This is a genomic window from Pseudomonas fluorescens (genome assembly GCF_018614655.1).
In the GTDB taxonomy this organism is placed as follows: Bacteria; Pseudomonadota; Gammaproteobacteria; order Pseudomonadales; family Pseudomonadaceae; genus Aquipseudomonas; species Aquipseudomonas fluorescens_BX.
The window spans coordinates 109,251-133,164 of record NZ_JAGGOG010000024.1; the positions used below are offsets into that span (position 1 = coordinate 109,251).

The following is a 23,914-nucleotide window of genomic DNA, read 5'->3' on the forward strand; positions in this document are numbered from 1 at the left end:
GATGAGCAAAGAAGTACTGCTGGTTGTTGAGTCGGTATCCAATGAAAAGGGCGTACCGGCAAACGTGATTTTTGAAGCGCTGGAGCTGGCCCTGGCCACTGCTACCAAAAAGCGTTTTGAAGACGAAGTTGATCTGCGTGTGGAAATCAATCGCCACACCGGTGCCTATGAGACTTTCCGTCGTTGGACGGTCGTCGAAGAAGCCGATCTTGATGATCCGGCCATCGAAACCTGGCCGAGCAAGGTTGCTGAAACGCACCCGGGCGCCCTGGTTGGTGATGTCGTCGAAGAAAAGATCGAGTCCATCGAGTTCGGCCGTATTGCTGCACAGACTGCCAAGCAAGTCATCGTGCAAAAGGTTCGTGAAGCCGAACGCGCTCAAGTCGTTGACGCCTATCGCGAGCGCCTGGGGGAAATCATCTCCGGCACCGTGAAAAAAGTGACCCGCGACAATGTGATCGTTGACCTGGGTAACAATGCTGAAGCGTTGCTGGCCCGTGAAGACATCATTTCCCGCGAAACTTTCCGGGTTGGCGTGCGTTTGCGTGCGCTGCTCAAGGAAATCCGCACCGAGAACCGCGGCCCTCAGTTGATCCTGTCGCGTACCGCGCCGGAAATGCTGATCGAGCTGTTCCGTATCGAAGTGCCGGAAATTGCCGAAGGCCTGATCGAAGTCATGGCTGCGTCCCGCGACCCGGGTTCGCGCGCCAAGATCGCGGTCCGCTCCAAGGACAAACGCATCGACCCGCAAGGTGCTTGCATTGGTATGCGCGGCTCGCGCGTCCAGGCCGTATCGGGCGAATTGGGCGGTGAGCGTGTGGATATCGTCCTGTGGGACGACAACCCTGCGCAGTTCGTGATCAACGCCATGTCACCGGCCGAAGTCGCGGCAATTATCGTTGACGAGGATGCCCATGCAATGGACATCGCCGTTGGCGCAGACAATCTGGCTCAGGCCATCGGTCGCGGTGGTCAGAACGTACGTTTGGCCAGCCAGTTGACCGGCTGGACCCTGAACGTGATGACCGAATCGGACATCCAGGCTAAGCAGCAAGCAGAAACCGGCGACATCCTGCGCAACTTCATCGACGAGTTGGAAGTCGACGAAGACCTGGCACAGGTGCTGGTAGATGAAGGCTTTACCAGCCTGGAAGAGATTGCCTACGTACCGTTGGAAGAAATGCTCAACATCGACGGCTTTGACGAAGACACCGTCAACGAGCTTCGCGCTCGGGCCAAGGATCGTTTGTTGACTAAAGCCATCGCTACTGAGGAAAAGCTGGCAGACGCCCATCCGGCCGAAGACCTGCTCTCGCTTGAGGGTATGGACAAGGATTTGGCGATGGAACTGGCGGTGCGCGGCGTAATTACCCGCGAAGACCTGGCCGAGCAGTCTATTGACGACCTGCTCGACATCGACGGCATTGACGATGATCGTGCCGGCAAGTTGATCATGGCCGCCCGAGCCCATTGGTTCGAGTAATTAGGCGCGGCCTGAGGAGAGAAGTGCATGACGCAAGTCACGGTGAAACAACTGGCCGATGAGGTCAAAACACCGGTAGAGCGCCTGTTGCAGCAGATGCGTGAGGCAGGTCTGCCGCACACCGCCGCCGATGAAGGTGTGAGCGATAGTGAGAAGCAGTCTTTGCTGACTCACTTGAAGAGCAGCCACAAGGCGAAAGTGGAAGAACCGCGCAAGATTACATTGCAGCGCAAAACTACCAGCACCCTGCGTGTTGCCGGTAGCAAGAGCATCAGCGTTGAAGTACGCAAGAAGAAAGTTTTCGTACAGCGCAGCCCGGAAGAAATCGAAGCCGAGCGCAAACGCGAGCTGGAAGAACGTCGTGCAGTAGAAAATGCTGCTCGTCAGAAGGCTGAAGAAGAAGCCAAGCGTCGCGCCGAAGAAGAAGCGCGTCGTCAGCCTGCTGCTGCGCAACCTGCTGGTACTGATGCGGTCGCGGCACCTGTTGCGCCTGTAGAAGCTGTGCGCGAGGCCGCTCCGGTTGCCGCGGCACCGGCTCCTGCAGCTGACGCTCGTAAACGCGACGAACCTCGTCGTCCGGACAAACCACGTGCCGATGATAACAATCGTCGTGGCAGTGGCGATGGCGAGCGTAAAAACGCTCCACATCGTGCTTCGGTCAAAGAGAAGGCGCCAGCGCCACGGGTTGCTCCACGTACTACCGACGAAGAAAGCGACAGCTTCCGTCGCGGTGGTCGCGGCAAGGCCAAGCTGAAGAAACGCAACGCCCACGGTTTCCAGAGCCCAACCGGCCCTGTCGTGCGTGATGTGCAGATCGGCGAGACCATCACTGTTGGCGATCTCGCCAATCAGATGTCGGTCAAGGCTGCTGAAATCATCAAGTTCATGTTCAAACTGGGTACTCCAGCGACCATCAACCAGGTGCTTGATCAGGAAACTGCTCAACTGGTAGCCGAAGAGCTGGGCCACAAAGTGACCCTGGTCAGCGACACCGCCCTGGAAGATTCCCTGGCTGAGTCCCTGAAGTTTGAAGGCGAGACCTTTTCCCGTGCACCAGTCGTGACCGTAATGGGCCACGTTGACCATGGTAAGACTTCGCTGCTCGACTACATCCGTCGTGCCAAGGTAGCTGCAGGCGAAGCCGGCGGCATCACCCAGCACATCGGTGCGTACCACGTTGAAACCGAACGCGGCATGGTCACCTTCCTCGACACCCCAGGTCACGCCGCGTTTACCGCAATGCGTGCCCGTGGTGCCAAGGCGACCGACATCGTGATTCTGGTAGTTGCAGCGGACGACGGCGTAATGCCGCAGACCATTGAAGCTGTCCAGCACGCCAAGGCCGCTGGTGTTCCACTGGTTGTTGCTGTGAACAAAATCGACAAGCCGGGCGCCGATCTCGATCGCATCCGTAGCGAGCTGTCGGTTCACGGCGTGACTTCCGAAGAGTGGGGCGGTGATACGCCGTTCGTTTCGGTTTCGGCGAAAGTCGGTACCGGCGTAGACGAACTGCTCGAAGCTGTTCTGCTGCAAGCCGAAGTTCTCGAACTGAAAGCAACGCCATCGGCCCCGGGTCGTGGAGTTGTGGTTGAGTCGCGTCTCGACAAAGGTCGTGGCCCGGTTGCAACCGTTCTGGTTCAAGACGGTACTCTGCGCCAAGGCGACATGGTTCTGGTCGGTTCGAACTACGGCCGTGTACGTGCCATGCTCGACGAGAACGGCAAGCCAATCAAGGAAGCCGGTCCTTCCATCCCTGTCGAGATCCTCGGCCTGGACGGTACTCCGGACGCTGGCGACGAGATGAGCGTGCTGTCGGACGAGAAGAAAGCCCGTGAAGTGGCTCTGTTCCGTCAAGGCAAGTTCCGCGAAGTCAAGCTGGCCCGTGCTCACGCCGGCAAGCTGGAAAACATCTTCGAGAACATGGGCCAGGCAGAGAAGAAGACGCTCAACATCGTCCTCAAATCTGACGTTCGCGGTTCCCTCGAAGCGTTGAACGGCGCCTTGAATGGCCTGGGTAACGACGAAGTGCAAGTGCGTGTTGTCGGTGGCGGTGTCGGTGGTATCACCGAGTCCGACGCCAACCTGGCACTGGCTTCCAACGCTGTACTGTTCGGCTTCAACGTGCGTGCCGATGCTGGCGCACGGAAGATCGTCGAGCAGGAAGGCCTGGACATGCGTTACTACAACGTCATCTACGACATCATCGAAGACGTCAAGAAGGCCCTTACCGGCATGCTTGGCAGCGACGTTCGGGAAAATATCCTGGGTATTGCTGAAGTTCGCGATGTGTTCCGTTCGCCGAAATTCGGCGCGATCGCCGGTTGTATGGTTATCGAAGGTGTTGTGCACCGTAACCGTCCAATCCGTGTACTGCGTGAAGACATCGTTATCTTCGAAGGCGAGCTGGAATCCCTGCGCCGCTTCAAGGATGACGCTTCCGAAGTACGTGCAGGCATGGAATGCGGTATCGGCGTCAAGAGCTACAACGACGTCAAAGCTGGCGACAAGATCGAAGTTTACGAGAAAGTTCAGGTTGCTCGCAGCCTCTAACTCGCGCACTTCAAGGGCCACGCGGCGCCCGGGCATGCAAATGCCTGGCGCGGCGTCCGGACTCTAAACGCAACGCCCGGTCTGGCTTTTGTCAGGCCGGGCGTTTGCCGCTTTCAGACCCCACGGGTTTCACCGTGTGGCAGTAACAGGTAACAAGACATGGCAAAAGAATACAGCCGTACCCAACGTATCGGCGATCAGATGCAGCGCGAGCTGGCACAGTTGATCCGTCGTGAAGTAAAAGATCCACGTGTTGGCCTGGTCACCATCACCGCCGTTGAAGTCAGCCGTGACGTGGGTCACGCCAAGATCTTCATCACCGTGATGGGTCAGGACAGCGCCGAAGAAATCGCGCAAAGCATCAAGGTGCTCAACTCGGCCGCAGGCTTCCTGCGTATGCAGTTGGCCCGCGAAATGAAGTTGCGCAGCGTTCCTCAGTTGCACTTCCACTACGACGAAAGCGTCGTGCGTGGAGCGCACCTGTCGGCACTGATCGAGCGGGCCGTGGCTGAAGACAGCCAACACCCGGAAGCGGCCACACCTGAAGACGCCAAGGAGTAATCGGTGGCTCAGGTCAAACGTATCCGTCGTAATGTCAGCGGCATCATTCTGCTCGACAAGCCCATTGGCTTTACCTCCAATGCGGCCTTGCAGAAGGTTCGCTGGCTGCTCAATGCCGAGAAGGCAGGGCATACCGGCAGCCTTGATCCCCTGGCCACCGGTGTCTTGCCGTTGTGCTTTGGCGAGGCCACCAAGTTCTCGCAATACCTGCTTGATTCCGACAAGGGTTACGAAACCCTGATGCAACTGGGCAAAACCACCACCACGGCAGACGCCGAAGGTGATGTTTTGCAGGTTCGGGATGTGACCGTTGGTCGTGCTGATATCGAAGCTGCTTTACCCGCTTTTCGTGGGAAAATCAGTCAGATACCGCCGATGTACTCGGCGCTCAAGCGTGATGGCCAGCCTCTTTACAAGCTGGCGCGTGCGGGCGAAGTAGTGGAGCGCGAACCGCGTTCTGTTACTATTGCGCGCTTGGAATTGCTCGCCTGTGAAGGTGACACCGCCCGCTTGTCGGTGGACTGCAGCAAAGGCACCTATATCCGTACCCTGGTGGAAGATATTGGTGAGCAACTCGGTTGTGGCGCATACGTTGCAGAATTGCGACGGACCCAGGCAGGCCCTTTCACCTTGGCCCAGACGGTCACGTTGGAAGAGCTGGAAGCCGTACACGCCGAAGGCGGTAATGAAGCGGTTGATCGCTTCCTGATGCCATCGGACAGCGGTTTGCTGGATTGGCCATTGCTGCACTTTTCGGAGCACAGCGCGTTCTACTGGCTTAACGGCCAGCCGGTACGTGCCCCGGATGCCCCGAAATTCGGCATGGTGCGAGTACAGGATCATAACGGTCGCTTTATCGGTATCGGTGAAGTGAGCGAAGACGGGCGCATCGCGCCACGTCGACTGATTCGGTCAGAATGACCGGAACCAGTTTGAGGTAAAAGTACAACAGCTTTTACACAAACTGGAACGAGGGTGGCTGTTAGCAGGCATGGTCACTACTCATTTTTAGATACAGGGATTTGTCCCTGGCCTGTTGAAACCGCCCTTTGGGTGGTTTCCTGATAAAAGGATTGCCTCATGGCTCTCGACGTTCAAGAAAAAGCACAAATCGTAGCTGACTACCAGCAAGCTGTTGGTGACACTGGTTCGCCAGAAGTGCAAGTTGCACTGCTGACCCACAACATCAACAAGCTGCAAGGTCACTTCAAGGCCAACGGTAAAGATCACCACTCCCGTCGTGGTCTGATCCGCATGGTAAACCAGCGTCGTAAGCTGCTGGACTACCTGAAAGGCAAGGATCTGGGTCGCTATCAGGCTCTGATCGGTCGCCTGGGTCTGCGTCGCTAATCAGCGATTGCGCTAGAGGTTGGTTGTCTGCCGTGTGTCAGTGGGATTCCCGCTGGCCCATGGCAGGCTCCCAGCCTCAAGTTTTATCTGGCTACACGTTTTACCCTGGACAGGCGTTGGGCCGATTCCCGACATTGCCCAAGAATTTCGCAAGAAGACAAGTTCCCCAAGAGCCACAAAGAAGGTAGGACACCGTGAACCCGGTTATCAAAAAATTCCAGTTCGGTCAGTCGACCGTTACCCTCGAGACAGGCCGTATCGCCCGTCAAGCCTCCGGCGCAGTGCTGGTCACCGTTGACGACGACGTCACCGTATTGGTGACCGTTGTAGGTGCCAAGCACGCGGACCCAAGCAAGGGCTTCTTCCCTCTTTCTGTTCACTACCAGGAAAAGACTTACGCTGCCGGTAAGATCCCTGGTGGTTTTTTCAAGCGTGAAGGCCGTCCTTCCGAGAAAGAAACCCTGACTTCCCGACTGATCGACCGTCCGATCCGTCCTCTGTTCCCAGAAGGTTTCATGAACGAAGTGCAGGTTGTCTGCACCGTCGTTTCCACCAGCAAGAAGACCGATCCGGACATCGCTGCGATGATCGGCACCTCGGCTGCCCTGGCTATCTCCGGTATTCCTTTCGATGGCCCGATCGGCGCAGCTCGCGTTGCATTCCACGAAAGCACTGGCTACTTGCTGAACCCTACTTACGAACAACAGAAAGCTTCGAGCCTGGACATGGTCGTTGCGGGTACTTCGGAAGCCGTGTTGATGGTTGAATCGGAAGCCAAAGAGCTGACCGAAGACCAGATGTTGGGTGCCGTACTGTTTGCTCACGACGAGTTCCAGGTTGTGATCAACGCCGTTAAAGAACTGGCCGCCGAAGCTGCCAAGCCAACCTGGACCTGGGCTCCACAGCCTGAAGCCACTGCTCTGCTGGGCGCTATCCGTGCCGAGTTCGGCGACGCGATCTCCCAGGCTTACACCATCACCATCAAGGCTGACCGTTACGCTCGCCTGGGTGAGTTGAAAGACCAGGTTGTTGCCAAACTGTCCGGTGAAGAAGGCCAGCCTTCGTCCAGCGAAGTCAAAGCAGCTTTCGGCGAAATCGAATACCGCACCGTTCGCGAAAACATCGTAAACGGCAAGCCACGTATCGACGGCCGCGACACCAAGACCGTACGTCCTCTGAACATCGAAGTCGGTGTTCTGCCTAAGACTCACGGTTCGGCTCTGTTCACCCGTGGCGAAACTCAGGCTCTGGTAGTCGCGACGCTGGGCACCGCCCGTGACGCACAACTGCTGGACACCCTGGAAGGCGAGAAAAAAGACCCGTTCATGCTGCACTACAACTTCCCTCCGTTCTCGGTAGGTGAGTGTGGTCGCATGGGTGGCGCTGGTCGTCGCGAAATCGGTCACGGCCGTCTGGCTCGTCGTTCGATTGCAGCCATGCTGCCTGCCGCTGACGTGTTCCCGTACACCATTCGTGTTGTGTCGGAAATCACCGAGTCCAACGGCTCCAGCTCCATGGCTTCGGTCTGCGGTGCTTCCCTGGCTCTGATGGACGCCGGTGTACCGATGAAGGCGCCGGTTGCCGGTATCGCCATGGGTCTGGTTAAAGAAGGCGAGAAGTTCGCCATCCTGACCGACATCCTGGGTGACGAAGACCACCTGGGCGACATGGACTTCAAGGTAGCCGGTACCGCCAAAGGTGTTACCGCGCTGCAGATGGACATCAAGATCAAAGGCATCACCGAAGAAATCATGGAGATCGCTCTGGGCCAAGCCCTGGACGCTCGCCTGAACATCCTCGGTCAGATGAACCAGATCATTGGTCAGTCCCGTACCGAACTGTCGGAAAATGCTCCGACCATGATCGCGATGAAAATCGACACCGATAAAATCCGTGATGTTATCGGTAAAGGCGGTGCGACCATTCGTGCGATCTGTGAAGAGACCAAGGCTTCGATCGATATCGAAGACGACGGTTCGATCAAGATCTTCGGCGAAACCAAGGAAGCAGCAGAAGCCGCACGTCAGCGCGTTCTGGGCATCACCGCTGAAGCCGAGATCGGCAAGATCTACGTCGGTAAAGTTGAGCGCATCGTCGACTTCGGCGCATTCGTCAACATCCTGCCGGGCAAAGACGGTCTGGTTCACATCTCCATGCTGAGCGACGCTCGCGTTGAGAAAGTGACCGACATTCTGAAAGAAGGCCAGGAAGTGGAAGTGTTGGTACTGGACGTGGACAACCGCGGCCGTATCAAGCTGTCCATCAAGGACGTAGCAGCAGCCAAGGCTTCGGGCGTTTAATTACCCCATCGCTTCACGCTGAAAAAAGGACTCTTCGGAGTCCTTTTTTTATGCGCGCTGGAAAGTGTCCTGAAATCAGCTGTTTAGCCGGGCGAAAAAGCCGCAACTTGCATGCAGGCACGATCAGCTTCATGCAAGTTGCACGATTCCGAAAATTGACTATTTTGTTAAAGTATTGATTTATAAATGTTTTTTATAATTCCAAAACTTGGCACAGCGTCTGCACTAGTACTGGTACCCCTGCAGCATCAACGTTTACGCGCTGCAGACTTTCGATAAAACAGGAGTTACTCGTATGAAGAAGTTCGCTATCGCTGCTGCAACTGCCACCGCTCTGACCCTGACCATGGCCAACGTGGCCTTTGCACAAACTTCCCAGGCGCCAATGGTTGTAGCGGCCGGTGAAGTGACCAAAGCCAAAGAAGCGACCTCCGACACCTGGATCACCACCAAAGTGAAAAGTGACCTGGTGACCGAGAAAGGCATTCCTGGCACTGATATCAAAGTCGAAACCAACAAGGGCGTAGTTTCCCTGTCTTCGACCGTTGCTATCACTGAGGCGCAGAAAGCTACGGCTGTCGCCATCACCCAGAAAATCAAAGGCGTTAAAGCTGTTTCGGCCGATGGCCTGAAAGCAGAGTAACGCTGAGAGGTTCATGCGACCGATCACACGGATGTGATCATTACAGGCCCCGGCACTTGTGTCGGGGCCTGTTCTATTGGGGGAAGGGAAAACTGCAGGAGCAAGCAAGCTCGCTCCTGCAAGAGGCTGTCAGGGTTTGAGTTATTCGGCTTCCAGATGCATGGGTGTCACCACCCGACCATCGTTCTCCGCCTGGCCCAAGTTAGCATCAATGAAGTAAACCCGGTCATCCTCCATCTGCGCCTTGTCTACCAGGTAATCCTTGATAGCGCTGGCGCGGTCCTGGCCCAGTTGCCGCAACAGCACGTCGCTGGAGCTCCAGAACGTGATCACGCCGTCCCGTAGCTTCGCTGTGCGGTCGGCGGTGCCCAGGTCCTTCCATTCGGCCGGTGGTTGTTGCTTCAGTCGGGTGCGGTAGATGCCTTCGAGCAGCGGGCCCTTTGCGCTTTCCGGTACGTCCAATAGCGAAGCCTGGGCCGGAACCTTGTCGCCTCGGCGCTGGAGCATTTTGTAGTAGTTGTACTGATACTCACGCTCCAGCCGCTGGCCGGCCAGGAGCGGGCCGTCACTGCTGGCGGCGGCGGTCCCTTCAATCTCCAGACGCAGGGCAGGACGCTCCTTGAGCGCCTTGGAGAGGCTGTTCAGTGCCGACTCGGCATCCTTGCTCAACTCGCTGGAGCCTGCCGCAAATGACACGCTACCAAGGTCTTCCGGACCGCCACTAACCAGCCCGCCAATAAACTTGAAGGGCGCCGTGGCTGCACGCACGACCAGGTTGCGCAGGGTCTGCCAGACAATCGGCATCACGCTGAACTGCGGGTTGTTCAAGTCGCCGCTCACAGGCAGTTCAATGGAGATCTTGCCGTCGGAGTCCTTGAGCAGGGCAATCGCCAGGCGAATCGGCAGGTCCACGGCGTCGGCACTGTCGACCTTCTCACCCAGTTGCAGTTGTTCGACCACCACTTTGTTCTCGGCTTTCAACTGGCCCTTGGTGATGACGTAGTGCAGGTCCAGGTTTAGCCGGCCCTTGCGGATACGGAACCCGGCAAACTTGCCGGAGTAAGGGGTCATGTTGGTAAGTTCGACGCGCTTGAAGCTGGTGGCGATGTCCAGGGCTGCCATCGGATCAAACGGATTCACGCTGCCCTTGATGGTCACTGGCGCGTAGCGGTCGACCTTGCCCTTGATGTCGACGCTGGCCGGTTTGGCGGCGCGACTGTCAATGGTGCCGATCTGTCCGTTGAGTTGTTGGATAGCCGTGGCAAAGTTTGGAGTCAGGCTGAAGTCGGCAAAGTTGGCCGAGCCATCATTGATCGCAATTTGACCAATATGGATACCCAAGGGCTTCTCCTTGCTGGCCGCAGGCTTAGCCGCCGATTTGGCGCCGCCGTCGGCAGGCTGAGGAATCAGCAGGTCGTCGATGTTGGTAGTGCGATCATCATTGATCATGAAGCGTGCGTAGGGCTGCAACAGGTTGACCTTGTCGATGGACAGGCTGTTGCCGTGTTGATAGTTCACCCCCTCCAGCACCAGACGCTGCCATTTCAGGAAGTCGCGGGTCTTGAGGGTGTCCAGGGTATGCAGCTGGTCAACCTGAGCACGGCCGGTGACCTGGAAGGCCAGGGGCTCGGTGCTCTTGAGGTTCACGTCCAGGTTACTGCCGAGCATGCCGCTGCGCAGTTCCAGGCGGATGAACGGGCTGATATAGGACTGGGCGACCCGCAGGTCGATGTCCTTGGTATCGACTTTCAGCTTGGCACTGACGGGGTTCAGGTTGACCTCGCCGGTTGCCTGGATCTTGCCCTGTTTGCCCAGGCCGGTGTCGAGCTTGAGGGTGAAGGGGCTCTGGTTGAGGCTGTCGAAATTCTGCAGGTCGAGATTCAGCGGGCCCAACTCCAGGGCTACTGCAGGTTTTACCTGGCGGTCAGCCAGATGCACCTGGTAGTTGCGCAACTGGACGTCCTTGATCAGCACTTGCCAGGGTTTGTCAGGGGCTGCCGGCGCAGGTTTTGGTGAGTCAGCGGTGGCCGGCGCGGTAGCGGGTTCAGGCGCTGCGGCAGGCTTGCTCGGCTGGCTGGCGAACAGCTTCTGCCAGTCCAGTTGGCCGTCGGCTTCACGGGCGGCCCAGGTTTCGAGCTTGTTGCTACGGATCTTGCCGACGATGACTTGCTGCTTGGCCAGGTCTACAGTGGTTTCACTGACGTCCAGTCGCTCCAGGCGGGCCAGTGGCCGGCCATCTGGCGCCTTGATGGCAAACGGCGCGATGCTCGCGGAGACGTTGGTCAGGTTCAGTTCGGTTTCTTTGGCCAGGTTCAGCTTGTAGTCGGTGCTGAAGTTGAGGATGCCGTCCTCCAGAACCAACGGCAGCGCGTCACGGACATAAGGCCACCAGACTTTCATCTTGCCATCAGTCACCTTCAGTTTGCCCTCGGAGGCAATCGGCACCAGGCTGAAGTTACCGCTCCAGTCGATCTGGCCGCCTTCGGGGCCGGCCGCGACCAGGGTCATATCGGCGTTGTCGTCGGGCAGGGTGCTGAGGTTTTTCAGCTCGAAGTCGAGTTTGTCGTAGAGAAACTCAATCGGTTCGCTGGGGCGCAAGTCTTCGAAATGCACGTAGCCACCGGCCAGCTTGATGCTTTCGATGCGCAACGGAAACGGCTTGCTGTTGGGATCAGCCGGTGTCGGCTCGCTGGGCGGCAGCTTGAACAATTGCGCCAGATTGAGCGTACCGGACTTATCGAACAGGATCTCGGTCTTGGGCTTGTCCAGTTGCACGTCGGCCAGGTGCAGGGCGCGAGTCCAGAGGCTGTCGATCTGCAGGTTGGCGTACAGACGTTCAAAACCCACTTGTTCCTTGCCAGGTTCGCCGATTTTCAGGCCCCACAAGGTCAGTTCAAGGCTGAACGGGTTGAGCTCAATGCGCTCAATGTGCGCCGGCACCGTAGCGTAATTGGCCAACTGTTGGTTGGCCACGCGAAGGGCTATGCCGGGGAGAATCAGGAAGCCCAGCAAGCTATACAGTGCAAGGGCGGTCAGCAAGGCGCCAGCGGCGCGTATCAATCCTTTGGGCATGTGAGGCGCCATCTTTGTCGATCAGAAGTGCCTTGGAGTATGGCACGGGTTTACGGTTCCGAAGAACAGTGCCTTTATTCCTGTGAGTCGACTCTTTCAGGACAAGTCTTACAGTTGCAGTATCAGCGTCTTCAGTGGTGGTTGCTGGTCCTGGGATGGAAAGTCCGCACCAGGCGTCATGATTTTCCAGTCGCGGACCGGCCGCCCGGCCTTTTCGGCGCAACGCAGCACTTGGTCGCGCCAGTCATCCATGCTGACTTTTGCCAGGTTGTTGCAGCAGATCAGCACGCCGTTATCGGCGGTGGTCAGCAGCGCCGGCTTGAGCAGGCTTTGGTAGTCGCGCAACAGGTCGACCGTGCCGAAGGCGCTTTTGGCCCAGGCTGGGGGGTCGAGCAGTACCAAATCATATTGGCGTTGTTCCAGGCGCGGGTAACTCGGCAGTTTCTGTCCGCGACGCTGGGTGATCGGTAAACCGGCCAACTGGCGAATCGCCGGAAAGTAGTCGGATTGCACAAACCCCATTTCCGGCAACTGTGGGTTGAGATGGCCATTTTCCCGGCCAACCGCCAGATTGCCCTCGGCGAAATCCAGGTTGCACACTTCACGGGCACCGCCGGCGGCGGCACTCAAGCCTACGCCACCGGTATAGGCAAACAGGTTCAGCACGCTTTTGCCGGCGCTGTGGTCTTTGACCCACCCGCGGGTGTTGCGCAGGTCGAGGAACAGCAGCGGGTCTTGCCCGGCATGGCGGCCGCGCACCCGGTAATTGAGGCCCCATTCGTGGCCGATCAGGTCTTCCAGGGCGGCGGGTTCGGCACGGTAGACTGTGTCTTCGCGGTCGATACGCGAGTTGCCGCGGGAGCGGTCGTTGTAGACCAGCAACAATTCCAGGCCCAGGTACTGATTGATGATTTGATGCAGTTCCAGCAAGGTCTCGCTGTCCAGCGATTGGTGGAAGCTTTGCACCAGCAATTGCGGGCCATAACGGTCGACCGTCAGGCCGCCGGCGCCTTCCTGGCTGCCATGGAACAGCCGATAGCAGTCGGTGCCTTGCTGATGCAGCTCGGCAAGCAAGTCTTGGCGATGATCGAGGGCGGCGCGCAGCGCCTGATTCAAGGAAGACATGGAGCGCGCCTTGCTGGGTGATTGGGGCGCGGGAGTTTAACAGTTATGGCTACAGGAGGCCCATTCGCCTGTGGGCCCGCTGCACCGAACCGTTGCGCATTGCCCAGCGCAACATGGGTGCGCTGCGCTTGACGCCGACCCGGATCAGTTGGCGCTGCAACGGGCTCTGTTTTTGTCCAAGCATGTCGCTGGCCCAGTCCGGCAGCAGGTCGATACCCGCCTGCATCATCAGCGAGCCGAATGGTTTGGCCAGGGCGCTGGGGGAGGGCGCATTGAGCAGCAGGCGCAACACCTCGTGGCTACGTTCGTCACACAGCAATTGCGGGCGAATGTGCTCAAGGTAGTCGGTGATTTCCTGGCGCGAGCGCGGTACGTGACGGGCGCCAAGCTGTTCGGCCACCAAGGCGATTTCGGTGTAGTACCGGTCCTGATCCCTTGGGGATAAATCCGGGTTGCAATAACGCAGGTGGGCGGCAAGGAAGTTGCTGACCTCTGCCACATGCACCCAGGTCAGCAACTCCGGGTCGCTGGCGGCGTAGGGGCGACCATCTGGGGCGTGCCCGACCACTTGCAAGTGAATGGTGCGCACTTTCTCGATCAACCATTCGGCATCGCGACGGCAGCCGAAGGTGGTGCCGGAGATGAACTGCGAGGTACGCCGCAAGCGCCCGAGCATGTCCTCGCGAAAGTTCGAATGGTCCCAGACGCCCGCCAGCGCCAGCGGGTGCAATGCCTGCAGCATCAGGGCGCTGATGCCGCCGATCAGCATACTGCTGAAGTCACCGTGGACTTTCCAGCTCACCGAGTCTGGTCCAAACAGGCCTGGGTCGCCTTTGGGGTTTTCCAGGTCGAACTGGCCCAGGGACAGGCCGGTCAGGCTCATGAGCTGGGTTTCGATGCGGCTGCGAATAAATTCCATGATGACGCGGGGTTTCCTATCGGTTCAGGCGTTTGTCGATCAAGCCATCGACGACGCTGGGGTCCGCCAGGGTCGAGGTATCTCCCAGGCTGTCCAGCTCGTTGCAGGCGATCTTGCGCAGAATGCGCCGCATGATCTTGCCGGAGCGGGTTTTCGGCAAGGCCGGCGCCCATTGGATCAGTTCCGGCTTGGCGAAGCTGCCGATTTCCTTGCTCACCAGCTCCAGCAGGTGTTTTTTCAAGTCATCGCTCGGCTCCACGCCGTTCATGGGGGTGACGAAGGCGTAAATGCCCTGGCCTTTGACGTCATGGGGGTAACCGACCACGGCGGCCTCTGCCACGCTGTCGTGCAACACCAGAGCGCTCTCCACCTCTGCGGTGCCAATACGATGGCCGGAGACGTTGATCACATCATCGATGCGCCCGGTGATCCAGTAGTCACCGTCCTCGTCCCGCCGCGCACCGTCGCCGGTGAAGTAATAGCCGGGATAGGGTTTGAAGTAGGTGTCGATCATCCGTTGCGGATCGCCATAGATACTGCGGATCTGTCCCGGCCAGCTGGACTTGATGGCCAGCACGCCACTGCCGGCGCCGCTGATTTCCTTGCCTTGCTCATCGAGCAGCACCGGCTGCACACCAAACATCGGCTGGGTGGCACAGCCCGGTTTAATGCGCTGAGCGCTGACCAGCGGGCTGAGCATGATGCCGCCGGTTTCGGTCTGCCACCAGGTGTCGACAATCGGGCAGCGTTGCTCACCCACTGCATTGAAGTACCAATCCCAGGCTTCCGGATTGATCGGTTCACCGACACTGCCCAGCAGCCTCAGGCTGGCGCGGGAAGTATTCTCCAGCGGGCCTGGCCCCTCACGCATCAAGGCGCGCAAGGCGGTCGGTGCGGTGTAGAAGATATTGACCTGATGTTTGTCGATCACTTGCCAGAACCGCGAACTGTCCGGGTAGCTCGGCACGCCCTCAAACATCAGTGAGGTGGCGCCATTCGCCAGCGGCCCGTAGACGATATAGCTGTGGCCTGTGACCCAGCCGACATCGGCGGTACACCAGAATACTTCGCCGTCGCGGTAGTCGAGCACGTACTTGAAGGTCATCGCCGCTTGCAGCAGGTAACCGCCCGTGGTGTGCAGCACGCCTTTGGGTTTGCCGGTGCTGCCGGATGTGTAGAGGATAAACAGCGGGTCTTCGGCATCCACGGGCTCGGGCGGGCAGTCATCGCTCACCGCCTCCAACGCCAGTTGATACTTCAGGTCGCGCCCTTCAACCCAGTCGATTGCCGCCCCAGTGCGTTGCACCACCAGTACGGTGCTGACATCCGGGCAACTGGCCAAGGCCTTGTCGACATTCTTTTTCAATGCCACGGCCTTGCCACCGCGCATGCCTTCGTCGGCGGTAATCACCGTGCGGCAGTCAGCGTCGAGAATTCGATCACGCAGGGCATCCGGTGAGAAACCACCAAACACCACCGAATGCACGGCGCCAATGCGCGTACAAGCCAGCATCGCGTAGGCCGCTTCGGGGATCATTGGCATATAGATACACACGCGGTCGCCTTTTTTAACGCCACGGCTTTTCAGCACATTGGCTAGGCGGCAAACGTTTTGATGCAGTTGGCGGTAGGTGATTTTGGAGGATTTTGTAGGATCATCACCTTCCCAGATGAAAGCCGGCTGCTCGGCGCGCGTGGCCAAGTGGCGGTCGATGCAGTTGTAACTGACGTTCAGTTGAGCGCCGGCAAACCATTGAGCGGCACCGGTCTTGATGTCTGATTGCTGGACGCTGTGCCAGGGCGTAATCCAGTCGAGAAAACGCCTGGCCTGTTCGGCCCAGAACGTGTCGGGTTGCTCGATGGATTGGCGATAGAGGCGCTGGTAGTCCTCTTGGCTGAGTTGCGCAGCCCGGCGGACGGCATCGGCGGTGGGAAACGTGCTGATATCGAACATGGGGGATCCTTATTCTTGTTTTTGCGACAAGCAATAAAGATGCACCCAGTGGCGGGTGGGTTCAAGGCCAACGTCCAAACGGACGTTGGCCTCTCGGGATCAGATCAACCGCGGTGACGACCGCGGAAGTAGTTGATCAAACCCTGGGTCGAGGCATCGTCGGCCGGCTCTTCTTCAGTGCCGGTCAAGCGGTTGTAGACACCCTTGCCCAGTTCCTTGCCCAGCTCCACGCCCCATTGGTCGAAGGCGTTGATGCCCCAGATGACGCTCTGTACGAACACTTTGTGTTCATACATGGCTACCAGTGCGCCCAAACGACGGGGGCTGATGCGTTCCACCACAATGGTGTTACTCGGACGGTTGCCCGGGATCACCTTATGTGGCGCCAGTTTCTCTACCTCAGCCTCTGGCAGGCCCTTTTCACGCAGCTCGGCTTCGGCTTCGCTGAGGGTCTTGCCGAGCATCAGTGCCTGGCTCTGGGACAGGCAGTTGGCGTACAGCCACTGATGGTGATCGGATACAGGGTTGAAGCTGACGATCGGCACGATGAAGTCGGCCGGGATCAGTTGGGTGCCCTGGTGCAGCAACTGGTGGTAAGCATGCTGGCCGTTGCAACCTACGCCACCCCAGATAACCGGGCCGGTATCGGTGGAAACCGGCGTACCGTCCTGGCGCACGCTTTTGCCGTTGGATTCCATGTCCAACTGCTGCAAATGCTTGGTGATGTTACGCAGATAGTGGTCATACGGCAGGATCGCGTGGCTTTGCGCACCCCAGAAATTGCCGTACCACACCCCCAGCAAGGCCAGCAGCACGGGCATGTTCTGTTCGAACGGCGCGTTCTGGAAATGCTGGTCCATGGTGTAGGCACCGGACAACAGTTCCTTGAAGTTGGACATGCCGATGGCCAGCGCGATAGGCAAGCCGATGGCGGACCACAACGAGTAACGACCACCAACCCAGTCCCACATCGGGAAGATGTTTTCTTCGCGGATCCCGAAAGCCACAGCTGCCGCGTTATTGCTCGAAACAGCAATGAAGTGACGATACAGCTCGGCTTCCGAGCCACCCTGGGCCAGGTACCAGGCGCGGGCGGCCTGGGCGTTTTTCAGTGTTTCGAGGGTGTTGAAGGATTTCGACGAGACGATGAATAGCGTGGTCTCGGCGCGCAGCTTCATGGTCAGTTCGTGGAACTCACTGCCGTCGATGTTCGCCAGGTAATGGCAGCGAACGCCTTTATGGGCGTAGGACAGCAGTGCTTCAGACACCAGCTCGGGGCCGAGGAACGAACCACCAATACCAATGTTCACCACGTCAGTGATCGGCTTTTCGGTGTAACCGCGCCACAGACCGTCGTGGATGCGGCCCACCAGGTCGGTGATCTGATTCAGCACCTTGTGCACGTCGGGCATGATGCTCACGCCGTTGACCGACAGCTTGTCGCCCACCGGGCGGCGCAAGGCGGTGTGCAGTGCCGGGCGACCTTCAGAAGAGTTGACCGGTTCGCCGTTGAACAGCGCCTTGATCGCGCCTTGAAGATCGACTTCGTTGGCCAGGCCCACCAGCAGGTCGCGGGTTTCGCGGGTGATCAGGTTTTTCGAGTAGTCGAGGAACAGCCCGCAGCTGCTCAGGGTGAACTGGTTAAAGCGCTGAGGATCGGCATTAAAGGCTTCGCGCATGCTGAAATCCTGCATGGCTTGGCGATGTTGATTGAGCGCTTGCCAGGCGGGCAGAGCGGTAACGTCATGAGGGGTGCGGTAATACGCCATCGCTGCGGGTTTCCTTTCTATTACGGGGACTGCCTTTAGGACACTGGAAAGTCCGGAACGTCCTGTTTTTATCGGATGACAGGGGTCGGACGGGGTGCCAACGCCAACAAATAGCGTAGGGCGATTACATTAAACCTAGCGTGTCGATCTGTCTTGGCTTTGTCTGCGCTGTGGCCGGTACTTTTTTATACCGGCGCATCAGACAGTGCAACAGGCGGGGGCTTACGGGTTCAAACTCAGATGTAGATTGTCGATCAATCGGGTGGCGCCCAGATAGGCTGCTACCAGGATCACCACGTCGCGATCCTCGGCCGTGGCGGGGCGCAAATGCTGGCCCTGACGGACCTCCAAGTAATCCATGCGCATTCCAGTCGCTTCGATCTGTTGGATCTGTTCGGCGCGCAGCTTGTCGAAATCCCGGTCTCCGGCTTCGATGGCTGCTGCGATCTGGCTCAGGCTGCGGTAGAGCACTGGCGCGATCGCCCGCTGTTCCTCGGTGAGGTAGCCGTTGCGGGATGACAGTGCGAGCCCGTCATCAGCGCGCACGGTAGGCTCGCCGATAATCTGGATCGGCATGTTCAGGTCATGGGCCATGGCGCGAATGACGGCCAGTTGCTGGTAGTCCTTCTGGCCAAACACGGCCAGGTCTGGTTGAACCATGTTGAACAGTTTGCTGACCACGGTCGCCACACCTTCGAAATGCCCCGGACGGCTGGCGCCGCACAGTCCTTCGGACAGGTGTGGGACGCTGACGCGCGTTTGGCCGGCCATACCGTCGGGATACATTTCTTCGACGGTGGGCGTGAATAGCAGGTTGCAGCCGGCCTGGAGCAGTTTTTCCTGATCAGCCGCCAGGGTGCGTGGGTATTTGTCGAGGTCTTCTCCGGCGCCAAATTGCAGCGGATTGACAAAAATGCTCGCCACCACGAAGTCCACCCGCTGCGTTGCCTTGCTTACCAGGGCGGCGTGACCGCTGTGCAGGTTGCCCATGGTCGGCACAAAACCAATGCGTTTGCCCTCGCTGCGCGCGCGGGCGACGGCGGCCCGCAGTTCGCGTACGGTTTTAACAGTGTTCATGCAGAGAACCCGTGTTCGATGCCCGGAAAGGTGACGGCTTTGACTTCGGTGACGTAGGCGCTCAGCGCGGCCTGAACGCTGTCATGGCCGGCCATGAAGTTTTTCACGAACTTCGGTACGTGGCCGGTAATGGAGAGGCCCAACATGTCGTGCAGCACCAGGACCTGGCCGTCGGTGGCGGAGCCAGCGCCAATGCCGATCACCGGTACCTTGACGGCCTGGGTAATTTCCTCCGCCAGTTCGCTGGGCACGCACTCCAACAGGATCATGGCCGCGCCCGCCTGCTCCAGGGCGATGGCATCGGCGCGCATCTGGCGTGCCTGGGCCTCATTGCGGCCTTGTACCTTATAGCCGCCGAGGATGTTCACCGACTGAGGTGTCAGGCCCATGTGCGCGCATACGGGAACGCCACGTTCGGCTAGCAGGCGAATCGATTCGGCGAGCCAGGCCGCCCCTTCCACTTTGATCATGTGCGCACCGGCTTGCATCAGTTTTCCGGCGTTGTGCAGGGTCTGTTCGACGGTGGCGTAACCCATGAACGGCAGGTCGGCGATGATAAATGCCCCGTCGTTACCGCGTTTGACGCTGGCCGTGTGGTAGGCGAGTTCATCGGTGGTGACGGGCAAGGTGCTGTCATTCCCTTGAAGAACCATGCCCAGGGAATCTCCCACCAGTAACACCTCAACTCCAGCCTGGCAGCTAGCCTGGGCGAAGGTGGCGTCATAGCAGGTCAGCATGGTGATTTTTTCACCTTTGAGTTTGAGGCTCTGCAAGGTGGTCAGGGTAATGTTTGGCATGAAAAGGGTCCTCGTTCAGGCGCTTGGAAACAGCGAGTAACGCGCGTGAGTCTTCGTTTATACAGGCGCACTTTCTTAAGAATCAGTGCTTATAAGGCCTGGATTGCGCCCTTTAGCGCCGGGTTGGCGGCAGCGGGACGCCTATAGTCGTGAGGAGAACTCTGGAAGTCAATTGGATGTGTTACCGCATTGTTACGGTGGGGGTGTTACCCCTGTTACTGATGCGATTCAGCAGGAAGTCTCAGGCTTCAGGCTGGCGCTCGAGACCGACAAACGGGCAGGCGGCGAGCAGTTCACTGAGGCGGCGGCCATCGGCCAATTGCAGGCTGGCTGGGGCCAGTTCGGCGAGGGGGTAGAGTACGAATGCCCGTAGATGGATCTGGTAGTGCGGCACCTTGAGTCGGGGCTCGTCAATCAGTCGATCACCGAACAGTAGGATGTCCAGGTCCAGCGTTCGTGGGCCCCAGCGTTCGAGGCGTTCACGGCCCTGATCGTGTTCGATGGCTTGCAGCGCATCCAGCAATGCCAGCGGCGCGAGGTCGCTGTCCAAGGCCGCAACCGCGTTGGTGTAACGCGGTTGGCCAGGGGACAAGGAATCACTTTGATAAAAGGCAGAGACGCCCGCCAGCGTGGTGTTCGGCAATTGCGCCAAGGCCTCGATAGCGCTGCGCAATTGTTGTTCCGGGGCAGCCAGGTTGCTGCCCATACCGATATAGATGCGCTCCATCGTGCTTACTCGCCAGACGCGCTCGGCGCATCAGCAGCGCTACGTTTGCGCTTGCTACCGCTGCTGCGTCGACGTTTTTTCGGCGCATCACCGGTGCCATCGCCTTTGCCGCTCAGGTCACGAATCATCTCGCGACGTTCGCTGTCGTTGGCGTCCTGATAATCCGTCCACCATTCACCCAGCCCGTCGGTCTGCTCGCCAGCGCTTTCACGCAGCAGCAGGAAGTCGTAGCCGGCGCGAAAGCGCGGGTTGTCCAGCAGCATATCGGCGCGTTTGCCGCTGCGACGTGGCAGGCGCTCCTGCATATCCCAGATCTCGCGGATCGGCATGGTGAAACGCTTAGGGATGGCGATGCGCTGGCACTGTTCGGCGATCAGTTCGTGAGCAGCCTCCTGCATGGCCGGAATCGGCGGCATGCCACGGTCCTGCAAGCGCAATACCCGTGCAGGCAGCGCAGGCCACAGCAGGGCGGCAAACAGGAAGGCCGGGGTCACCGGCTTGTTCTGCTTGATTCGCAGGTCGGTGTTGATCAGGGCTTCGCTGATCAGGGTGTGGGTATACGTCGGGTTGTGCTCCAGTGCTTCGGCGCTGGCCGGGAACAATGGATCGAACAACTGTAGGTCCACGAGCATTTCAAAGGTGTCGGCGGCGTAGCCGGAGAGGAACAGCTTGAGCACCTCTTCGAACAGGCGAGCCGAGGGGATTTCCCGCAGCATCGGTGCCAGTTCGCGAATCGGCGCGGCGGTGTGTTTCTCGATACCGAAGTTCAGCTTCGCGGCAAAACGCACAGCCCGCAGCATCCGCACCGGGTCTTCCTGGTAGCGTTGCGTCGGGTCGCCGATCAGGCGCAGCAGGTTGTTGCGGATATCGTGTACGCCATTGGCGTAATCGAGGATGCGCTCGCTGACCGGGTCGTAGTACAGAGCGTTGATGGTGAAGTCGCGGCGCTGCGCGTCTTCTTCCAGGGTGCCGTAGACATTGTCCCGCAGGATGCGCCCGCTTTCGTTGCGGGAAGACTGGTTACTGTCTTCCTCTTCATCGTTTTGCGGGTGATTGGCGCGGAAGGTCGCTACTTCGATGATTTCGCGACCGAAGTGGATATGCACCAATTTGAAGCGCCGACCGATGATTCGCGCATTGCGAAATTCGGCCCGCACTTGTTCCGGCGTGGCGCTGGTGGCGACGTCGAAATCCTTGGGCGTGATATTGAGCAGCATGTCGCGCACGCAACCACCGACCAGGTAAGCCTGGTAGCCGGCGTTCTGCAGGCGTTCGACGATGTTCACCGCATAACGGCTGAACTGGGCGCGTTGCAGCGAATGCTGGCTGCTGTTGAGCACTTCAGGCGTGCTGCGTTTGTGTTGCGTACGACGCAAAGGCGAACGGAATGACTGGAACAACTTCTTCAGCATGGGATGCACTGTTTGAAGGAATGTTCGGCCATAACGAAGAATGACCGCATGATGGGCCGGGATTCTAGCATTTAGTCAGGGGATGGTGTAGGAACTAGCTGCAAGCCTTGAGCCAGAAGCTTAAAGAAGGGGGAAACGGTCACATTCCAGAAGCCAAATTGTAGAAACTACAAGGGGAGCCGAAGCTCCCCCAGAAGTAGTTGCGTGCTCTATTTTTATTATTGATTTCGGGCTTCTTGTTTTTGTTGATCGCCCTTGCCATGAAGCTTCACCTTCATGACCCTCCCAATCGGGAGCCAAGAGCAAACGGATTGCTTTGGTCGCTGTGTTGCTGATCTACGATCCAACCAGTTCAGGCTCTGCCTTAGGGCAGTTTTTGTTGTTCTCGGCCTGGTTGCGGGGCAAGCCCCAAATGCAACGCCTCTCCAAAAGAATCAGTTAGCTGCGCCTCCGCCGTGTTGTTTTTATTATGCGTGAGTCGATACGTCTTATTTTTATTGTCTTGTACATTTGCTTGTTATTGTTTTTGTACTAAGCATATAGCAGGGTGCGTGCCAACTTTTACGAGGCCCAGCAAAATAAGGGGTCAAAGGCGGTTTCTGGTTTTTTGAGGGTCAAAAAAAGCCGGGGCTTCGTTACCGTAAGCCCCGGCTTTTGTTACGTGAATTGTCTGCGGTAACAGTTTTTTCACATCTGAGGGTGTTACCTGTGGGGGAACCCCTCTCAGCTTTCGCTGGCTACCCCGGTCTTGCGCCGTGGAATGCCCAGGCGCTGGCGCCGTTCCCACAGGCATTTGCGGCTGACGCCTAACTTGCGGGCCAGTTCGGTCTCGGTCATATGGTCCTGATGCTCCAGGACGAAATGCTGGAAGTAATCTTCCAGTGACAAATCTTCGGTAGGTTCGTGGCTGGTGTTGCTGCCTGCGCCCTGTTGTGGGGCCAAGCCAATGAAGTCGTCATCGTCCAGGTCGCTGAGCTCGATATCGATGCCCAGCAGCTCAGCGGAGATTTCCGGGCTCTCCGAGAGAATCACCGCGCGTTCTACCGCGTTCTCCAGTTCCCGCACGTTACCCGGCCAGGAGTAATGCCGAATCGCCTGCTCGGCGTCGGTGGCGAACTTCAGGTCGGTCCGGTTGACCCGGGCACTCTGGCGCACCAGGAACGCATTGGCGATTTCGTTGACGTCGGCGCCACGCTCACGCAGAGCTGGCAGTTTGAGGGCGATCACGTGCAGGCGGTAATAAAGGTCTTCACGGAACTGGCCGATCTTCGCCAGGCTTTTCAGGTCCCGGTGAGTGGCCGCGATCAGTCGTACGTCGACCTTCTGCGATTGCACCGAGCCTACGCGGCGAATTTCGCCTTCTTGCAGTACCCGCAGCAGTCGTGCCTGGGCTTCCAGCGGCAACTCACCGATTTCATCAAGAAACAAGGTGCCACCATCGGCTGCTTCAACCAGGCCAGCACGCCCAGCGCTGGCGCCAGTAAAGGCGCCTTTTTCATGGCCGAACAGTTCGGATTCGATCAGAGATTCGGGAATCGCCGCGCAGTTCACCGAAATCATCGGCGCCTTGGCGCGCTTGGACAGGTTGTGCAGGGCGCGTGCTACCAGTTCTTTACCGGTACCCGACTCGCCCTGAATCAATACATTGGAGTCCGTGGGCGCCACTTTGCGGATCTTGCTGTACAGGTCCTGCATCGGTGGGCAGGAACCAATAATGCCGATTTCGCCATTGCTGTTGTCGATGCCGGGCTTTTCAGCACCGTTGGCCGCTTTGCCGGCAGGGCGTTCGGCCGGTGCATTACTGCCCGACTGTCGGTCGCGCAGGATCCGGGCCACAGCCTGGAGCATTTCGTCGTGGTCGAAAGGCTTGGCGATATAGTCCACCGCGCCCATCTTCATCGAGTCCACCGCAGAGCGCAGACTGGCGTAGCTGGTCATGATCAGCACCGGCGTGCCTTGGCCGAGCTTGATCAGCTCGGTACCAGGCGCGCCCGGAAGGCGCAGGTCACTGACGATCAGGTCGAACGTGGGAATGCTGAAACGCTCTTGGGCTTCCTGCACCGAGCCGGCTTCGCTGACCTGGTACTGATTACGTTCAAGCAGGCGACGCAAGGCAGAGCGGATAATGGTTTCGTCTTCGACGATCAAAATGTGCGGCATTGATTCAATTCTCTC

General features: G+C 58.5%; 17 protein-coding genes. 7 read left to right on the forward strand and 10 right to left on the reverse strand.

The window, feature by feature from the left end:
- The first annotated feature begins 1 nt into the window (after nt 1).
- The 7 genes from nusA to J7E41_RS23350 all read left to right on the forward strand — a co-directional run bounded on the left by nusA (nt 2) and on the right by J7E41_RS23350 (nt 8,887).
- On the forward strand, nt 2-1,483 hold the full coding sequence (gene nusA / locus J7E41_RS23320) for a transcription termination factor NusA (RefSeq protein WP_214996603.1): 1,482 nt from the start codon (nt 2-4) through the stop codon (nt 1,481-1,483).
- A 27-nt stretch (nt 1,484-1,510) separates the two neighbouring features.
- Nucleotides 1,511-4,033, forward strand: coding sequence for a translation initiation factor IF-2 (gene infB / locus J7E41_RS23325; RefSeq protein ID WP_214996605.1), 2,523 nt, complete (start codon nt 1,511-1,513; stop codon nt 4,031-4,033).
- 159 nt (nt 4,034-4,192) lie between these two features.
- The gene (gene rbfA / locus J7E41_RS23330) at nt 4,193-4,594 is read left to right on the forward strand and encodes a 30S ribosome-binding factor RbfA (protein WP_214996607.1); all 402 of its coding nucleotides are present in this window, start codon (nt 4,193-4,195) and stop codon (nt 4,592-4,594) included.
- Nucleotides 4,595-4,597: 3 nt separating this feature from the next.
- Nucleotides 4,598-5,515, forward strand: a complete 918-nt coding sequence (gene truB / locus J7E41_RS23335) for a tRNA pseudouridine(55) synthase TruB (RefSeq protein WP_169352881.1) — start codon at nt 4,598-4,600, stop codon at nt 5,513-5,515.
- Between the two features lie 159 nt (nt 5,516-5,674).
- Nucleotides 5,675-5,944 (forward strand): 30S ribosomal protein S15, encoded by a 270-nt coding sequence (gene rpsO / locus J7E41_RS23340; RefSeq protein ID WP_003176135.1) that lies wholly within the window; start codon nt 5,675-5,677, stop codon nt 5,942-5,944.
- 194 nt (nt 5,945-6,138) lie between these two features.
- The gene (gene pnp, locus J7E41_RS23345) at nt 6,139-8,244 is read left to right on the forward strand and encodes a polyribonucleotide nucleotidyltransferase (RefSeq protein ID WP_214996609.1); all 2,106 of its coding nucleotides are present in this window, start codon (nt 6,139-6,141) and stop codon (nt 8,242-8,244) included.
- Between the two features lie 295 nt (nt 8,245-8,539).
- A complete protein-coding gene (locus tag J7E41_RS23350; RefSeq protein ID WP_214996611.1) occupies nt 8,540-8,887 on the forward strand; it encodes a BON domain-containing protein in 348 nt (115 codons plus the stop codon).
- Between the two features lie 141 nt (nt 8,888-9,028).
- On the opposite strand, the gene J7E41_RS23355 is transcribed toward J7E41_RS23350, so the two are convergent.
- The 10 genes from J7E41_RS23355 to J7E41_RS23400 all read right to left on the reverse strand — a co-directional run bounded on the left by J7E41_RS23355 (nt 9,029) and on the right by J7E41_RS23400 (nt 23,899).
- A complete protein-coding gene (locus J7E41_RS23355) occupies nt 9,029-11,959 on the reverse strand; it encodes a DUF748 domain-containing protein (RefSeq protein ID WP_214996613.1) in 2,931 nt (976 codons plus the stop codon).
- A gap of 108 nt (nt 11,960-12,067) precedes the next feature.
- On the reverse strand, nt 12,068-13,084 hold the full coding sequence (locus tag J7E41_RS23360; protein WP_214996615.1) for a class I SAM-dependent rRNA methyltransferase: 1,017 nt from the start codon (nt 13,082-13,084) through the stop codon (nt 12,068-12,070).
- A gap of 49 nt (nt 13,085-13,133) precedes the next feature.
- Nucleotides 13,134-14,003 (reverse strand): oxygenase MpaB family protein, encoded by an 870-nt coding sequence (locus J7E41_RS23365; protein WP_214996617.1) that lies wholly within the window; start codon nt 14,001-14,003, stop codon nt 13,134-13,136.
- A 16-nt stretch (nt 14,004-14,019) separates the two neighbouring features.
- On the reverse strand, nt 14,020-15,957 hold the full coding sequence (gene acs, locus J7E41_RS23370) for an acetate--CoA ligase (RefSeq protein ID WP_214996619.1): 1,938 nt from the start codon (nt 15,955-15,957) through the stop codon (nt 14,020-14,022).
- A gap of 104 nt (nt 15,958-16,061) precedes the next feature.
- Nucleotides 16,062-17,726, reverse strand: a complete 1,665-nt coding sequence (gene pgi / locus J7E41_RS23375) for a glucose-6-phosphate isomerase (protein ID WP_214996621.1) — start codon at nt 17,724-17,726, stop codon at nt 16,062-16,064.
- A 222-nt stretch (nt 17,727-17,948) separates the two neighbouring features.
- Entirely contained in the window at nt 17,949-18,803 is an 855-nt protein-coding gene (gene panC / locus J7E41_RS23380; protein ID WP_214996622.1) for a pantoate--beta-alanine ligase, read from the reverse strand.
- Entirely contained in the window at nt 18,800-19,600 is an 801-nt protein-coding gene (panB, locus tag J7E41_RS23385; protein ID WP_214996624.1) for a 3-methyl-2-oxobutanoate hydroxymethyltransferase, read from the reverse strand. Before panB ends, panC begins: the two co-directional genes overlap by 4 nt.
- A 241-nt stretch (nt 19,601-19,841) precedes the next feature.
- Nucleotides 19,842-20,327 (reverse strand): 2-amino-4-hydroxy-6-hydroxymethyldihydropteridine diphosphokinase, encoded by a 486-nt coding sequence (gene folK, locus J7E41_RS23390; RefSeq protein WP_214996626.1) that lies wholly within the window; start codon nt 20,325-20,327, stop codon nt 19,842-19,844.
- Nucleotides 20,328-20,332: 5 nt separating this feature from the next.
- Nucleotides 20,333-21,739 (reverse strand): polynucleotide adenylyltransferase PcnB, encoded by a 1,407-nt coding sequence (locus J7E41_RS23395; RefSeq protein WP_214996628.1) that lies wholly within the window; start codon nt 21,737-21,739, stop codon nt 20,333-20,335.
- A 723-nt stretch (nt 21,740-22,462) separates the two neighbouring features.
- The gene (locus J7E41_RS23400) at nt 22,463-23,899 is read right to left on the reverse strand and encodes a sigma-54-dependent transcriptional regulator (RefSeq protein ID WP_169352892.1); all 1,437 of its coding nucleotides are present in this window, start codon (nt 23,897-23,899) and stop codon (nt 22,463-22,465) included.
- Nucleotides 23,900-23,914 lie beyond the last annotated feature (15 nt).